General features: G+C 40.6%; 14 protein-coding genes. 12 read left to right on the plus strand and 2 right to left on the minus strand.

Translation table 11 applies throughout. The features are described 5' to 3' along the window. Window positions 1-214: 214 nt before the first annotated feature. From H5154_RS04345 to H5154_RS04400, 12 genes are all read left to right on the plus strand, one after another. Window positions 215-1,201, plus strand: a complete 987-nt coding sequence (locus tag H5154_RS04345) for a diguanylate cyclase domain-containing protein (RefSeq protein WP_149982319.1) — start codon at window positions 215-217, stop codon at window positions 1,199-1,201. 115 nt (window positions 1,202-1,316) lie between these two features. Further along, window positions 1,317-2,072, plus strand: a complete 756-nt coding sequence (gene ubiE, locus H5154_RS04350; RefSeq protein ID WP_145240051.1) for a bifunctional demethylmenaquinone methyltransferase/2-methoxy-6-polyprenyl-1,4-benzoquinol methylase UbiE — start codon at window positions 1,317-1,319, stop codon at window positions 2,070-2,072. A gap of 40 nt (window positions 2,073-2,112) precedes the next feature. After that, the gene (locus H5154_RS04355; RefSeq protein ID WP_149982215.1) at window positions 2,113-2,718 is read left to right on the plus strand and encodes an SCP2 domain-containing protein; all 606 of its coding nucleotides are present in this window, start codon (window positions 2,113-2,115) and stop codon (window positions 2,716-2,718) included. A gap of 17 nt (window positions 2,719-2,735) precedes the next feature. Then, window positions 2,736-4,340: a ubiquinone biosynthesis regulatory protein kinase UbiB gene (gene ubiB / locus H5154_RS04360; protein WP_182717497.1), complete on the plus strand. Its 1,605-nt coding sequence runs from the start codon at window positions 2,736-2,738 to the stop codon at window positions 4,338-4,340. 80 nt (window positions 4,341-4,420) lie between these two features. Beyond that, window positions 4,421-4,660: a Sec-independent protein translocase subunit TatA gene (gene tatA, locus H5154_RS04365; RefSeq protein ID WP_149982217.1), complete on the plus strand. Its 240-nt coding sequence runs from the start codon at window positions 4,421-4,423 to the stop codon at window positions 4,658-4,660. A gap of 5 nt (window positions 4,661-4,665) precedes the next feature. Then, on the plus strand, window positions 4,666-4,998 hold the full coding sequence (tatB, locus tag H5154_RS04370) for a Sec-independent protein translocase protein TatB (protein WP_149982218.1): 333 nt from the start codon (window positions 4,666-4,668) through the stop codon (window positions 4,996-4,998). Between the two features lie 47 nt (window positions 4,999-5,045). Next, window positions 5,046-5,789 (plus strand): twin-arginine translocase subunit TatC, encoded by a 744-nt coding sequence (gene tatC, locus H5154_RS04375; RefSeq protein ID WP_149982219.1) that lies wholly within the window; start codon window positions 5,046-5,048, stop codon window positions 5,787-5,789. Further along, entirely contained in the window at window positions 5,790-6,320 is a 531-nt protein-coding gene (locus H5154_RS04380) for a hypothetical protein (RefSeq protein ID WP_182717498.1), read from the plus strand. Then, window positions 6,320-7,102 (plus strand): TatD family hydrolase, encoded by a 783-nt coding sequence (locus tag H5154_RS04385; RefSeq protein WP_182717499.1) that lies wholly within the window; start codon window positions 6,320-6,322, stop codon window positions 7,100-7,102. Before H5154_RS04380 ends, H5154_RS04385 begins: the two co-directional genes overlap by 1 nt. A gap of 2 nt (window positions 7,103-7,104) precedes the next feature. Next, window positions 7,105-8,955: a diguanylate cyclase gene (locus tag H5154_RS04390; protein WP_182717500.1), complete on the plus strand. Its 1,851-nt coding sequence runs from the start codon at window positions 7,105-7,107 to the stop codon at window positions 8,953-8,955. A 9-nt stretch (window positions 8,956-8,964) separates the two neighbouring features. Further along, window positions 8,965-9,972: a porphobilinogen synthase gene (hemB, locus tag H5154_RS04395; RefSeq protein WP_182717501.1), complete on the plus strand. Its 1,008-nt coding sequence runs from the start codon at window positions 8,965-8,967 to the stop codon at window positions 9,970-9,972. Window positions 9,973-10,114: 142 nt separating this feature from the next. Then, window positions 10,115-12,850: an ExeM/NucH family extracellular endonuclease gene (locus H5154_RS04400; RefSeq protein ID WP_182717502.1), complete on the plus strand. Its 2,736-nt coding sequence runs from the start codon at window positions 10,115-10,117 to the stop codon at window positions 12,848-12,850. Window positions 12,851-12,928: 78 nt separating this feature from the next. Here the strand turns inward: H5154_RS04400 and H5154_RS04405 are convergent, their stop codons facing one another. Both H5154_RS04405 and fusA read right to left on the minus strand, forming a co-directional pair. Further along, a complete protein-coding gene (locus H5154_RS04405; protein WP_182717503.1) occupies window positions 12,929-13,360 on the minus strand; it encodes a hypothetical protein in 432 nt (143 codons plus the stop codon). Window positions 13,361-13,761: 401 nt separating this feature from the next. Beyond that, a complete protein-coding gene (gene fusA / locus H5154_RS04410) occupies window positions 13,762-15,846 on the minus strand; it encodes an elongation factor G (RefSeq protein WP_182717504.1) in 2,085 nt (694 codons plus the stop codon). Window positions 15,847-15,998 lie beyond the last annotated feature (152 nt).

Below are 15,998 nucleotides of genomic sequence, written 5' to 3' on the forward strand. Positions count from 1 at the left end.
TGCCTAGTAAGATTGTCGAGAAAACCAGCTAATGAACGAGAAAAATGGAGATTTCGCTGCCAAATTACATATTTTTGCTTTTAAATATCCCCGATACAGATTAATGTAAGGCAATCTCATACGCTAGGATCGCGTCAAGACCTCATGGAGAAGGTTATTTAATTTCGCTGTTACGTGTATTTAATTGGTGTATACAATGATGTTCCATGATTCCATGGCTATTGCTCAAGAAAAAATGACCAAGGTATGTATCTTTTTAGAACACCATATATTACCACCGACCCCTCTCAATTATCACGTTGTCTATACCTATATCAGCCAAGTTAATTCTGATTTAAATACCACTATCGATCGTGCAATTGCCCAAGGCCAAGAAATTGACTGTGTTTATATAGAGCAACTGTATTTCGATTATATGGATCAAGCTCATCAAGCTGAAACCAAAATGGTACGCAATGTTGATGATGTTATTAATTCATTATCACGTAGCGCGCACTCAACCGAAAAAGATATCATTCGCTTTGCAAGTCAGGTCAGCGAATGCGTGCATTTATTAGATGAAAATAATGTTAGCCAAAGCAAACTCGCACTTGAGACATTAAATAAGCAAACTGCCCACCTGCTCACTCAACATAAACAATTTAAAATAGAGCTGATCAAAGCAAAGCGATTACAAGAGAAAACCCAACAACAACTCGTACAATTACGTAAACAACACATCACCGACCAGCAAACAGGCCTTTTTAAACGTCATTATTTAAACCAGCAAACACAATTATGGTTAAACCAAAAAAAATCTGTGTGTGCAATTGCCATCCAAATCGATAACTTAGATCACTTTATTGATAACTACGGCGATATCATTGGTGAAGTAATTTTAAGTAAAGTAGCTAAACAAATTCAAAAGTATGTATTTGAAAGTGGCCTGCCAGGGCGTACTGGCAAAGATGCTTTTACTGTATTACTGGCCGATATCGACCCTGAAACTGCGAATGTAATTGCTGAAAAAGTCCGTAATGGAGTCGAGAAACTGCGATTCGTCAGTTCTAAAAACGGTATTAAGCTACCAGCAATCAACCTGTCATTAGGGATTGCCAAGCACTTAGACGAAAAAGATTTTAATAATCTTGCCCGTAAAGCCTCTAATGCAGCACATAAAGCAAGATCGCTTGGCCAAAGCAGCTTTATTGCCGGACAGTGAGCCACAACGAATAAATAATAAACCTTGATCCACAAGCAATTTCCCCCATATTCAAATTGCACCATGGCGTAACAATCAAGTACACTAGTCTTTATTACCACGATAGAGATTAATCATGAACGAGAATCCTGAAAAGACCACGCATTTTGGTTATAAAACCGTTGCCGAAACCGAAAAAGCTTCTATGGTTGCCGATGTATTTCATTCAGTTGCTACTAAATATGACGTAATGAATGATCTCATGTCGTTTGGTATTCATCGTTTATGGAAACGTCAAACCATTGCCAGCTCAGGTGTGCGTAAAGGCCATCATGTGCTGGATTTAGCAGGTGGTACCGGCGACTTAACGGCAAAGTTTAGTCAACTGGTTGGTGATACTGGGCAAGTAGTATTAGGTGATATTAACTCATCAATGCTTAAAGTGGGCCGCGAAAAGCTACATAACCTAGGTCTAGTCGGCAATATTGACTACGTACAAATGAATGCTGAAGCACTGCCTTTTCCTGATAATAGTTTTGATTTAATTACCATTGCCTTTGGTTTACGTAATGTTACAGATCAAAATAAAGCACTTCGCTCGATGTACCGAATCTTAAAGCCTGGTGGTCGTCTACTGGTATTGGAGTTCTCCAAACCAGAGCATCAAGTGTTAAGTAAAGCCTATGATTTTTACTCATTTAACTTACTACCTAAAATGGGAGAGTTAGTTGCTAACGACGGTGAATCATACAAATACTTAGCTGAATCAATTCGTATGCACCCAGATCAAGAAACACTAAAAGCAATGATGAACGAGGCTGGATTTGAGCAAACCACCTATCAAAACCTCACCGGTGGTATTGTAGCATTACATCGTGGCTTCAAATATTAAGCGTCACACCAGCTAGTAACGTTTATTGCTAAGGTATTGTATGTTAAATAATTTCATAGTCGCACTAGTCGAAGGTATTTTAAATACGGCACTTAAGCTCGACCCCACTCTTGGCGATAGGCTGTCATCAATTGCCCAACAACGCTTATTAATTGATATACGCGATTGGCAACAGCAGTTTTTAGTGGTGTTTACTGGCCAGCAACTGCATTTATACAACACTACCGAAACGCAATATGACTGCATGATAAGCGCCGATATTAATACGTTAATGGCACTTAAAAACCCTGCGATGCTGACTCAGTTAATCCGCCAAGATAAACTCGATTTGCAAGGTGATCTAAATATTGCACAAGGGTTTAGTAATGCTTTCGCTGCGCTTAATATCGATTGGCCTGAACACTTATCTGATTATCTTGGTGACGCAGCGGCACAGCAACTATGGCAGTTAGTTAAACAAACTCAACAGCAAGGTCAAAAAGCCAACAAGAAACTCTCTACAACGCTCACTACTTTATGCCAAGACGAGCTCAAAGTGACTATTCATCCTTTAGAGCTTGAGCAATTTAAGCAACACACGCGTCAACTCAAAGCACATGTTGCGCAACTTGAGTTACGTATCAACCAACTACTTCAAGCAAAATGAATCAGTAAGGATTATCTGTGTCAGCTGCTCGGCTTTATAACATCACAAAAACCCTCCTTAGCTATGGTTTGGATGAACTGATCCCATCACAAAAAATACCTTGGTATGGCAAAGTTGGCCGTGCATGTCTATTTTGGCTAACCAATAAACACCCAGAAAAACCAGCAGGGTTAAGACTGCGTTTAGCATTACAGCAATTGGGGCCGGTGTGGATAAAGTTTGGCCAGATGCTATCTACTCGGCGCGATTTATTACCACTAGACATCGCTTTAGAGCTGGCCTTACTACAAGATCAAGTACAGCCATTTGATGGTGTGTTAGCACAACAACTAATTGAAAATGCACTTGAAATCGATGATATCAGTGAATACTTTAGCGATTTTGAGCAAACCCCTTTAGCTTCAGCATCCATTGCCCAAGTACATACTGCTACTTTAGTGGATGAACATAATCAACCACAAAAGGTGGTTATTAAAGTTATTCGCCCTGATATCAGAGAACAAATTGACGCTGATTTAGCATTAATGGAACAATTTTCCAAAGTAGTGGCCAAGTTAATCAATGAAGCGAAAAGGTTACGCCCAGTTGAAGTAGTCAAAGAGTATAAAAAAACCTTACTTGATGAACTTGATCTGATGCGTGAAGGCGCAAACGCCATTCAATTAAAGCGTAATTTTGAGGGTTCTGATTCGCTTTATATTCCCTATGTTTACAGTGACTATAGTCGCGTAAATGTACTAGTCATGGAGCGAATCTACGGTATTCCAGTGTCTGATACTGAGGCATTAGTTGCGCAAAACACCAATATGAAACTACTGGCCGAACGCGGTGTGGAGGTGTTTTTCACCCAAGTGTTCCGTGATAGTTTTTTTCATGCTGATATGCACCCTGGTAACGTATTTGTATCCTATGAGAGCCCTGAAAACCCTAAATTTATCGGTATTGATTGTGGCATCGTGGGCACGCTAAACAAAGAAGACAAACGTTACTTAGCCGAAAACTTTATTGCCTTTTTTAATCGCGATTATCGTCAAGTCGCACAATTACATGTCGATTCTGGCTGGGTACCTAAAGACACCAGCGTGGAAGAATTTGAGTTTGCCATTCGCACTGTCTGCGAGCCGATTTTTAATAAGCCATTAGCAGAGATTTCATTTGGCCACGTCTTAGTTAATCTATTTAATACCGCTCGTCGCTTTAATATGCAAGTTCAACCCCAATTAGTTCTACTACAAAAAACCTTGTTGTATGTTGAAGGCCTTGGGCGTCAGCTATATCCACAATTAGATTTATGGAAAACAGCTAAACCCTTTTTAGAAGACTGGGTAAAGCAACAGGTTGGTCCTTGGTCGGTATTGAAACAGGTATACGCAAACTTGCCATTTTGGGCAGAAAAAATGCCTGAGTTACCTGATTTGATTTATCACAACCTAAAACAACAGCGCAACAGCCCTGCACCACTGCCACAGCCATCATACAAGCCATTATTACTTGGTCTTTTTGCTGGTTCAGCAATGATAGTCTCTGGGTTATGTTATTTGCAGCATGACCTTGTCGCTGCAGGTATTGCTGGGATATGCTCTTTAAGCGGCTTTATACTTGCTTGGCGCAGCGCAACATAAACTAAGTGCTATTTAGTGCTCGGTGAGTATAATCAGTACAATAATTTTAATTCACAGTATTTAAATAAGTGGAGAACATCATGGGTTTTGGCGGCATTAGTATTTGGCAATTGTTAATTGTTTTAGCAATCATAGTGTTACTTTTTGGCACAAAAAAATTGCGTGGCATTGGCGGTGATTTAGGTAACGCTGTAAAAGGGTTTAAAAAAGCAGTCTCTGAAGATGAGCAAAATAAACCAGCAGAACCAATTGAACAAGCAAATAACCCAATACAAAACAAAGAGTCTGTTGATAAAAATAAAGAAGACCATAAGGCTTAATTAGCATGGGTATGTGGGAACTTGTTGTGGTGTTAATCGTCGGCTTAGTGGTACTTGGCCCTGAGCGTTTGCCGGTTGCTATTCGTACTGTTAGCCGTTGGGTAAAAACTATAAAATCGTTGGCTAATTCTGTTAAGGCTGAAGTCAACGAAGAATTAAGAGTGCATGAGTTACACCAAAATTTAAAAAAAGCTGAACAACAAGGCATGCAAGACTTAAGTCCAGCAATAAAAGACTCGGTCAGCGAATTACAAAAGGCAGCGGACTCAGTCACCCACAGTTATAAAAAAAGATCTTCTGAGCAAACAGATAAAGTGAATATTGATGAACAAAAATGAAATTATTTTTGTTGGCTATGGTCTATATATCGGTAACGAGTTAAATTATGACTGAACAAGTTAAATCAGGCTTTGTAAGTCATTTAATTGAATTGCGAAATAGGCTTATGAAAGCCTTATTAGCTATATTGGTATTTTTTATTGCGCTGGTTTACTTTGCGAACGATATTTACGGTTTTGTAGCGGCCCCATTAGTTGCGCACTTACCAAGTACAGCAACCATGATCGCTACTGATGTAACAGCACCATTTTTTGCGCCGTTTAAGTTAACCTTATTTGTCGCTTTATTTGCAGCGTTTCCATTAATATTACACCAAATATGGGGCTTTATTGCGCCAGGGTTATACCAACATGAAAAACGCATGCTAATGCCTGTTTTAGCATCTAGCATTATACTTTTTTATAGCGGTATCGCATTTTGTTACTTTGTAGTACTACCCATAATTCTTGGCTTTTTTACTAGCGTTGGCCCAGAAATGATGACGTTGGCACCAGATATTAGTAGCTACTTAAGTTTTGCGTTGAAGCTATTTTTTGCTTTTGGGGTCGCTTTTGAGATTCCAGTAGCGATAATGCTGCTGTGTTTTAGTGGCGCTACCACAACACAAAGTTTAAAAGAAAAACGTCCTTATATTGTGGTCGGTGTTTTTGTTGTAGCTATGTTTTTAACGCCACCGGATGTACTATCACAAACATTATTAGCATTTCCCATGCTACTGTTATTTGAATTGGGTTTAATCTTAGCATCCTTTTATAGCGCTAAACCCCAGCAAAATGAGTCTGAGGAATAAATGAAAAAACAACTACTACCAATACTTGCCTTATTAAGCATTCCTACTGTTCATGCCAATGAAGTTAACTTACAAGCTTTACAAGCATGTACATTTGTAGAAAATGACTTCAATCGTCTGCTTTGTTATGACAACACTATGGCGGGTAAATCATTAAGTAAGCCAGCAACAACAAAAACCTTAACCCCACCTACCAACTCAGCAGCCCCTAACGTTGGCGCACCAACAGCTGCAGCAGTAGCCAATGAGCAAATAGCTAAGACTAAAAATGACGATTTTGGTTTAGAACATAAAGAAGTAGCAAGAGATAATGACAATGAAATATCAGCCGTCGTTAGCAACGTCAAAGAAGCGCCATACGGTGAATTAATTATTAGTTTAGACAACGGTCAACAATGGCGTCAAATTGGCTCAGATAGCTTGCGTATCGACCAAAATGATACCGTGATTATTGAACGTGGTATGTTCAACTCCTTTTTATTAAAAAAAGCAGGCCAGAATCGTTCGATCCGCGTTAAGCGCACTAATTAATGACCACATCACTCATTGATGCAGGCGTAAATCTTACCAATCATCAATTTGATGCTCAACATTCGGCTATCATTGCTCGCGCAAAAGCGCAAAATGTTAGCCAAATGCTGTTAATTGGCTGCGATATAAACTCCAGTCAGCAAGCGATTAACTTAGCACAACAGTACAAGCTACTTGCTACCGCCGGTGTTCACCCCCATGACGCAAAATCAGCCGATGGAAAACTAGAAACACAACTGCGCACTCTCGCTGCACACCCTGAGGTTGTTGCGATTGGCGAATGTGGATTAGATTACAATCGCGACTTTTCTCCCCGCGAGACTCAACGTTCCGTGTTGCACCGACAACTCACTTTGGCAGTAGAGTTAAACCTTCCGGTATATTTACATGAGCGCGATGCGAGCGAAGATATGCTGGCAATATTGCAACAATATTCGGTGCGTGGAGTATTACATTGTTTTACTGGTGATCAGCACGCCTTAGAACAGTATTTATCGCTCGGTTTATACATTGGTATTACCGGTTGGGTCTGTGACGAACGTCGCGGTAAATCACTGCAACAACTGATGCCTATGCTGCCATTAGAGCGCCTATTAATAGAAACGGATGCACCGTTTTTGATCCCTCGCTCATTAACACCAAAACCTAAATCGCATCGCAATGAGCCAAGCTATTTACCACATATATGCCAAACTATCGCGTCCTTAAAAGGCCTAGAGTTTGCAACTGTTGCAAAGCAAACTACACTTAACTTCCAACAGTTATTCAACCACAAGGGCTGATAATGAAGCGTGTTTGGTTGCTGCTTTATAGCTTTGTATTTATTTCATTTACGGCCAACGCAACGCAGATCACCTTAGATAAGCACTTCAAACACCTTGTGAATATACCTTTCGAATATTCCCTGCAGCCTTTCACAGCAGAGCAAGCCAAGCTCACTTCAAATCAGCAATGGCAACAGCTTTCAGAGCAATCGCTCAATTTAGGACTCACTAATCAAGCCGTATGGCTACGCCTGCAACTGGTTAACGCTGAGAATTCAGAGCTACCAATTTTATTGTCCATTGATAATCCGTTATTAGATAAAGTTGCTGTATACCATTACTTTAAGCAAAACAGATTATTGTTTAAAGAAATTGGTGATGTATTACCACTCAATAACCGACAAATTAATACAGAATCATTATTAGTAAAGCTAACACTGCCACCGGCAAGTCAGTCAACATTACTGCTTCGAGTTGAAAGTCTAGATGGTGTTAGAGTGCCGTTAAGTCTTTGGCAGCATGACGAATATTTAAAAGATAAAAGTAAGTTTAATTTAATGTACGGCCTGCTCGTCGGATTTATTTTATCGTTGGCAGTCACTTGCTTGGTCATGTTTGGCTTTTCACGAAAACGTTACTTTGCACTCAGTGGCAGTATTTTAATCACGTTATGGTTATTACTGATTTACTTATATGGCTTTGGTTATCGCTATTTCCACCCGTCTTTGCCTAGTTTGCAGCAGCTAGCCGTGCCTAGCATGCTGATCTTAACCACTTGCTTATTCAAGCTATTATTTGAACAATTGCGCCTGCCCACAAAAACAGCGCTGCAACCCTTACACAAATGGAGTAACTGGTTACTTTTTATCAGCTTATTTTTTATCTGGTTGCTCCCTACAAATATCATGCTTTATTACAGCCTAATTGCACCGGTGTTGATTATGTTGTTACACATAACTGCGTTAGGGATCGATATTAAGCAACAGCGAACGCAGCCTCTGAGTGCGCTTTTATGTAGTATGTTAATGTTCTTAACTGCGCAGATCTATCTAATAATTGTCGTATTTGACATCTATGATTTTAATACCCGTGGTTTACCGTTTGTATTTTTTAGCTTTTTAATCTGCTCACTCAGTTTAAGCTTTGCTACCATCAAACACTTTTTAATCGAACGCGATGCTCAAGTTACTGCACAGCAGAGTAAAATAGCCCAAAGTGAAGCACAAGATGCTTTATTGCAAGAGCGTTTAGCACTACAAGAACAAGCTAGGTTAGATTTAGAAGCAAATATAGAAGAGCGAACGTTTGAACTTCAGGTCACCCTGCGAGAGCTTGAAGAAAAGAATCGCGCACTTGAACAAATCAATATGGAAGATCCATTAACACAAATAAAAAATCGCCGCTATTTCGATAAAAAGCTAGTAATGGACTTGCGTCGCTCTCGTCGAGAGCAAACGCCTTTAAGTGTGGTCATGCTCGATATTGATCACTTTAAGAGCATTAACGACACCTACGGGCACTTAATTGGCGACCAAACTATCCGTGCTGTGGCTGACATTATAAAAAGCCATTTAAAACGCCCACTTGACGAAGTAGCCCGTTATGGTGGCGAAGAGTTTGTGATCTTACTACCTAACACCATCCTCGGCGGTGCAGTAGAAATAGCAGAGCAAATCCGCCAAGCAATCATGGATGCCACAATTACAGTGGCAAACACCCAGATAAAGTTTACCATTAGTGCTGGTGTATATAGCGCCATTGCAGAAGACATTCATAATCCGGGATTATTCACCGACTGCGCCGACAAAGCACTTTATCATGCCAAGCAAAGTGGGCGTAATCGTGTAGTTAGTTTTCCAATTTTAGACTAGGAGCAAATAATGGCCCAATCAGGTCTCGACCTTTTCCCTTATACTCGCATGCGCAGAATGCGCCGCAATGATTTTTCGCGCCGCTTGATGGCCGAAAATCAACTCAGTGTAAATGACTTAATTTATCCAGTATTTGTACTTGAAGGTAACAATCGCCGTGAAGCCATTGCATCGATGCCAGGCATAGATCGCTTATCGATTGACTTACTGCTGATTGAAGCAAAAGAGTTGGTTGAATTAGGTATTCCTGCAATCGCTATTTTTCCGGTCACCCCTGCGGACAAAAAATCATTGCTTGCTGAAGAAGCTTACAATGATGATGCACTGGCACAACGCACTGTACGCGCACTCAAAGAAGCCTATCCAGAATTAGGGGTAATCACCGATGTGGCGCTTGATCCATTTACTGTGCATGGACAAGACGGCATTATCGACGATAATGGCTATGTAATTAACGACATCACGACTGAAATATTAGTTAAACAAGCGATATCTCATGCACAAGCGGGTGCAGATATTGTTGCCCCTTCAGATATGATGGATGGCCGCATTGGCGCGATCCGCGAAGCGCTCGAGGCCGAAGGTCACATTCATACACGCATTATGGCTTATTCAGCTAAATATGCCTCAAGTTACTATGGACCATTTCGTGATGCCGTCGGCTCTGCTGGTAACTTAAAAGGTGCGGACAAAAAAACCTACCAAATGGACCCTGCTAATTCTGATGAAGCCATTCGTGAAGTAGCGCTGGATTTACAAGAAGGTGCTGACATGGTGATGGTCAAACCTGGTATGCCTTATTTAGATATTGTACGCCGGGTTAAAGATGAGTTTGGTGTGCCGACGTTTGCTTACCAAGTGAGTGGCGAATACGCTATGCATAAAGCGGCGATAGATAATGGCTGGCTTGCTGAAGAAGCCACGATTATGGAGTCATTGCTTGCTTTCAAGCGTGCTGGCGCTGACGGTATTCTTACCTATTTTGCAAAACAAGCTGCACAACTGCTTAAAAGATAAGCCTCATAGATATTTAATTTAGAAAAGGGCGATTCACCGCCCTTTTTATTTTCATATTATTAACATTTTGTATTTTCTTTGTCATAAATTTTCCTTAAACTGTTTGTCCCATTCGGGACACAATACACGGGAAAAAATAATAATGTTCAAAACAAAAATAACGCCATTGGCGCTTGTTATTGCAAGCCTCAGTGCACCAGCCTCAGCTAATCTAATTATTTCAGAATATGTTGAAGGTGGCGGTTACAATAAAGCAATTGAAATCTACAACACCTCATCAACAGCTATATCTCTCGACGGCTATACCCTTAATTTATATTCAAATGGCAGTGATACAGTTTCAACAAGTGAAGAATTGTCAGGCTCTCTTGCTGCTGATAGTACTTTTGTTATTGTAACAACGGACACCCGTGCTTTAGATGACTTAACAACTAAAGCAGATTTACGTAGCGGTGCTGTTAACTTTAATGGTGATGACGCTTTCACACTTACGCTCGGTGATACTGTTATTGATAGTTTTGGACAGGTAGGTGTGCAAGAAGTTTGGACAGCGGGAGGGGTAACTACTAAAGATAAGACTCTACGTCGTAAGGCAGATGTCACCTCTGGTCGCACTGATGCAACTAGCGCGTTTGATCCTAGTGAACAATGGCTACAATTTGATAAAGATGACTTTTCTGGCCTAGGCTTCCACGGTGAAAACAACCAACCAGATCCCGAGCCAGAACCGGAGCCGTTAGTACCATTAGAATGCGGCGCAGCTAAAACCTTGATCAGCGCTGTACAAGGTGAAGGCGGTGATAGCCCTCTATTAAACACAGAAATTGAGCTGGAAGGCGTAGTAACTGCTGATTTTCAAGGTAGTGAGCAATTAAGTGGCTTCTTTATTACATCACTTGATGCAGATATTGATACAAACCCACTTACTTCTGAAGGTGTCTTTGTTTATTTTGCTGATACCGATGTCAATGTTGGTGACCATGTGCGCGTCAAAGGCAGTGTTGCTGAATACTTTAATGCCACCCAAATTGGTGATGTTAGTCAAGTGGAAGTATGTGCTAAAGGCTTAACGCCAACAGCAACAAGCATCACTCTCCCTGTTAATAATGTAGCCGATTTAGAAGCTTATGAAGGCATGCTGGTTTCACTAGAACAACCGCTGGTCGTTAGCAACAACTATGGTTTAGGCCGTTATGGTGAAGTAGGTCTTGCCACAGAACGTTTATATCAAGGTACACAAATAGCCCTTCCCGGTGATGCTGCTAACGCTGTTGAAGCCGAAAACATCAAGAAACAAATCTTACTTGATGATGGTTCAACGAAACAAAATCTTGACCCAGTTTCTTACCCAGGTACTGGCTTAGACGCTTATAACACATTACGTTTAGGTGATTCTGTGAACGCAATCACTGGTGTAATGGGTTACAGCTTTGATCGCTATCGCATTCACCCAACAGTACAACCAACTTTTGTTGCAACTAATCCACGTACAGATGCACCAGAACTGCACGCTGATGCAGATCTTCGGATTGCAAGCTTTAATGTGCTTAACTACTTCAATGGTGATGGCCAAGGTGCTGGTTTCCCAACCAGTCGTGGCGCCGATAGTGAAGCTGAATTTATTCGCCAACAAGCGAAAATTGTCAGTGCACTTATTGCTATAGAAGCTGATGTTATCGGCTTAATGGAAATCGAAAACGATGGTTTCAGTGCAAATAGCGCTATTGCTAGTCTAGTTAATGCGTTAAACGATGAAGATAGCAATAATGAATACGCCTTTGTTAATTTTAACGTAGATAAAATTGGTACTGATGAAATTACCACCGCACTGATCTACCGTGCAAATAAAGTCGCACAAGTTGGCACCGCAGCTATCACAACCCAATATCCATTTGACTACAGTAACCGCCCACCTATTGCACAAAGCTTCAAATCACTTGAATCAGAAGAAGTATTTACTGTTGCTGTAGCGCATTTAAAATCCAAAGGTAGCTGTGGCAGTGCTGATGGCAACAATGCTGATTTAGGTGATGGCCAAGCATGTTGGAATGAGATCCGTGTAGCGGGTGCCAATGCTTATGCTGACTGGCTTGATAGCAAGCCAACCGGTGTAGACGATGAAGATATCATTTTAGTCGGCGATATGAATGCCTATGCGATGGAAGATCCAATACGTGCATTTGCAGATAAAGGATTTAAAAATGTCGTCGCAGAATTAGATGGTAACACTCTTGGTTATTCGTATAGCTTTTCTGGCCGCATGGGTAGCTTAGATCATGCTGTTGCTAGTCCAAGTTTACTTGCTAAAGTTGTCGCAGCGACAGACTGGCATATCAATGCTGATGAGCCGATTAGTCTGGATTATAACGTAGAGTTCAAATCTGATTCTCAAGTTGCTAGCTTGTATTCAGAGAGTGCTTATCGTGCCTCTGATCATGACCCTGTAATTATTGATATTCAATCTACCCCTGCTGTAGAGCCAACGCCTGAGCCACAAGCTCCAGTGCTAGAGCCTGAGCAGAGCTTTAACATCAGTGAAAATAGCCATATTGGCACTGTCATTGGTCAATTGAGCTTTAGTGATGCCGATGCACAGTACACACCCGTTATTGGCTTCATTGTATCTGGCCACGATGCAGTAACTATAAATGAGCAAGGACAACTAATCGTTGCTGGTGATTTAGACTATGAGTTTGAAAGAAAAATCACATTAATGGTACAAGCAAAAGACAGTGCTGGTAATTTATCAAATGCGCAGCTTGTGTACATTAATATTGCTAATGATGAAACTGATGACGAAGACGATGACTCAGGTTCATTATTTTGGTTAACGTTACTGGCGTTACCACTAACACTCCTGCGCCGTAAAAAAGCGTAGTATAAACTAAACTCTGCTTGAATAGCTTTATTCAGCAGAGTTCAGATTAGTAAAAAGGCCGCTAAACTGCGGCCTTTTCTATGCATTACATTCAGTATGCTGTGAATTATTACAGCGATTCTTCTTTTTGCTATACCAACACCTAATTGACTGCTGGGCTTGCTCGTCAAACTGCCAGTTATAAAAGTGGATTACTTTGTTATTTTCTAAAGAAACCGATAATACAGTCAGTAATTTTAATGAGTTAAATTGAATATCAACAATTTCATCTGCATTAATATATTTTTTACTTAACCCTTGAGAGTAGTAAATACCCGCTTTATAGCAATGCATAAAACGCAAGTTGGCGATACTTAAAATTGAGATAATAAAAATAACAGGAACAATAATTAGGGCTAAAAAAGTCTGATTAACAGCAAAGATGATTGTTAGCAAAAAAGCAACTGCACAAAGGGTTAGTATCATAACTAACTGCAACAGCCAGTTTGGGCTCAATTTAATTGCATTCATATAAACGTCCTAAAAAAGTACACATATATGTCTCTTTATTCGAGAGACTTCCATTTCTCTAATATGCGTATATGGGTGGCATAAGCGGGTATTCTACCTGTATTAGTAACTAAGATTCAAGTAATTGCACTACTTTTTACCTAGTTATAAATAACTAGTTTAATTAGTAAAACAGCCAGCTTTTAAACTACAACTTATGAGTGGAATGACGTTTAAACTGCAGTAATAAATAGTTGATTCTTTTTCTATTATTTAACTGTTTGCTTAAATAACTACTAAAGAGTGCTAACTACTCATTACTAGCATGACAACAAAAAAGTATTCGATTGTTGGAGGGATAATATTTCTGGCAATAAAAAACCCGCAACAGGTGCGGGTTTTTTTAAGAGTTTAAAGGCTAATTACTTAGCAGCTTTTTTCTCTTTTTCTGCAGCGATTACAGTTTCAGCTACGTTTTGTGGACATGGTGCATAGTGTGAGAACTCCATAGAGAACTGACCACGACCTGATGTCATTGTACGTAATGAACCGATGTAACCGAACATTTCTGATAACGGAACGTCAGCTTTAATACGAACGCCTGTTAAACCAGCTTCTTGGTCTTTCATCATACCACGACGACGGTTAAGGTCACCGATTACATCACCAACGTGATCTTCTGGAGTGAACACGTCAACTTTCATGATTGGCTCAAGAAGTTGTGCGCCCGCTTTAGGGATCGATTGACGGAAAGCGCCTTTAGCAGCGATTTCGAATGCGATTGCAGATGAATCCACGGCATGGAAGCCACCGTCGAAAAGTTCAACTTCAACGTCAAGCACTGGGAAGCCAGCTAGCACACCTTCGCTCATCATTGACTTGAAGCCTTTCTCAACTGCAGGCCAGAATTCTTTAGGTACGTTACCACCAACAACTGATGATTTAAACGTGAAGCCTGAAGCAACTTCGCCTGGCTTGATACGGTAGTCGATTTTACCGAACTGACCAGAACCACCAGATTGTTTCTTATGCGTGTAGCTATCTTCGATTTCACGAGTGATAGTTTCACGGTAAGCAACCTGTGGTTGACCAACGATAAGGTCTACGCCGTAAGTACGCTTAAGGATATCAACTTTGATATCTAAGTGAAGCTCACCCATACCTTTAAGGATAGTTTCGCCTGAATCTTCATCAGTCTCAACTTGGAAAGATGGATCTTCTGCAACCATTTTACCGATAGCAACACCCATTTTCTCATTACCGCCTTTATCTTTAGGCTGTACAGCAATCGAGATTACTGGAGTTGGGAATACCATTGGCTCAAGTGTTACTGGGTGCTTAGGATCACAAAGAGTGTGACCAGTTTGCACGTTTTTCATACCTACGATTGCAATGATGTCACCAGCTTGTGCGCTAGTTAATTCGTTACGGTCGTCTGCTTGCATCTCAACCATACGGCCAACACGCTCAGTTTTACCAGTAAACGCGTTAAGGATAGTGTCACCCTTATTAAGTTTACCTGAGTAAATACGTACGAAAGTTAATGCACCAAAACGGTCATCCATGATCTTAAACGCTAACGCTTTGAATGGTTCATCTACAGATACAACTGCAAACTCGCCGTTTTCGTTACCTTCTTCATCCATAAGCGGTTGAGGATCAACTTCTGTAGGAGATGGTAAGTAGTCAACAACAGCGTCAAGTACTAATTGCATACCTTTGTTCTTGAAAGCAGAACCACAGTATGTAGGGAAGAAAGCAAGGTCACGAGTACCTTTACGGATACAACGCTTGATATCTTCTAAAGAAGGTACTTCACCTTCCATGTATGCTTCCATTAGGTCATCGTCTTGCTCTACAGCAGTTTCGATTAGCATTTCATGGTATTCATCAACTTTGTCTACCATGTCTGCTGGAACGTCTTCGATCGTGTAGTTCTCTGGAAGACCAGTTTCGTCCCAGATGTATGCTTTTTTAGTTAAAACATCAACAACACCACAGAACTCATCTTCGATACCGATTGGTAACGTCATGATTAGTGGGTTTGCGCCAAGTACTTTACGTACTTGCTCTGTTACACGGTAAAAATCAGCACCCATACGGTCTAATTTATTTACGAAAATAACACGTGCAACTTCTGATTCGTTAGCATAACGCCAGTTAGTTTCTGATTGTGGCTCAACACCACCAGAACCACAGAATACACCGATGCCGCCATCAAGTACTTTTAATGAACGGTATACTTCAACTGTGAAGTCAACGTGTCCAGGAGTATCGATAACGTTAAAACGGTGATCTTTCCAGAAACAGCTTACAGCCGCAGACTGGATAGTAATACCGCGCTCAGCTTCTTGTTCCATGAAGTCAGTTGTTGATTCACCATCATGAACCTCACCAGTTTTATGGATTTGACCAGTAAGCTTTAGGATACGCTCAGTAGTCGTGGTTTTACCCGCATCAACGTGCGCGAAAATACCAATGTTTCTGTACTTCGATAAATCTGCCATTATTTTACTCTTAATAAAGTCGAAAAATTATTCGGCGGGAGTATAGCATTACTTATAGCGAACATCACCATACATGTCGCTTAAAATGCAATCAATTTTATAATATTTTACTTTCTATGGGTTTTGAAGCGCATAGCCACACTAAAGCCGAG

Origin of the sequence: Pseudoalteromonas sp. SR44-5 (genome assembly GCF_014163675.1) — a bacterium.
In the GTDB taxonomy this organism is placed as follows: domain Bacteria; phylum Pseudomonadota; class Gammaproteobacteria; order Enterobacterales; family Alteromonadaceae; genus Pseudoalteromonas; species Pseudoalteromonas rhizosphaerae.

Excerpts from the sequence above, each read along its gene's own strand:
- H5154_RS04400 (WP_182717502.1), top strand. The coding sequence starts at position 10,115 with ATGTTCAAAACAAAAATAACGCCATTGGCGCTTGTTATTGCAAGCCTC.
- H5154_RS04390 (WP_182717500.1), top strand. The coding sequence starts at position 7,105 with ATGAAGCGTGTTTGGTTGCTGCTTTATAGCTTTGTATTTATTTCATTT.
- fusA (WP_182717504.1), bottom strand. The coding sequence starts at position 15,846 with ATGGCAGATTTATCGAAGTACAGAAACATTGGTATTTTCGCGCACGTT.
- H5154_RS04380 (WP_182717498.1), top strand. The coding sequence starts at position 5,790 with ATGAAAAAACAACTACTACCAATACTTGCCTTATTAAGCATTCCTACT.
- H5154_RS04345 (WP_149982319.1), top strand. The coding sequence starts at position 215 with ATGGCTATTGCTCAAGAAAAAATGACCAAGGTATGTATCTTTTTAGAA.
- ubiE (WP_145240051.1), top strand. The coding sequence starts at position 1,317 with ATGAACGAGAATCCTGAAAAGACCACGCATTTTGGTTATAAAACCGTT.
- H5154_RS04405 (WP_182717503.1), bottom strand. The coding sequence starts at position 13,360 with ATGAATGCAATTAAATTGAGCCCAAACTGGCTGTTGCAGTTAGTTATG.
- tatC (WP_149982219.1), top strand. The coding sequence starts at position 5,046 with ATGACTGAACAAGTTAAATCAGGCTTTGTAAGTCATTTAATTGAATTG.
- hemB (WP_182717501.1), top strand. The coding sequence starts at position 8,965 with ATGGCCCAATCAGGTCTCGACCTTTTCCCTTATACTCGCATGCGCAGA.
- H5154_RS04355 (WP_149982215.1), top strand. The coding sequence starts at position 2,113 with ATGTTAAATAATTTCATAGTCGCACTAGTCGAAGGTATTTTAAATACG.
- H5154_RS04385 (WP_182717499.1), top strand. The coding sequence starts at position 6,320 with ATGACCACATCACTCATTGATGCAGGCGTAAATCTTACCAATCATCAA.
- tatB (WP_149982218.1), top strand. The coding sequence starts at position 4,666 with ATGGGTATGTGGGAACTTGTTGTGGTGTTAATCGTCGGCTTAGTGGTA.
- tatA (WP_149982217.1), top strand. The coding sequence starts at position 4,421 with ATGGGTTTTGGCGGCATTAGTATTTGGCAATTGTTAATTGTTTTAGCA.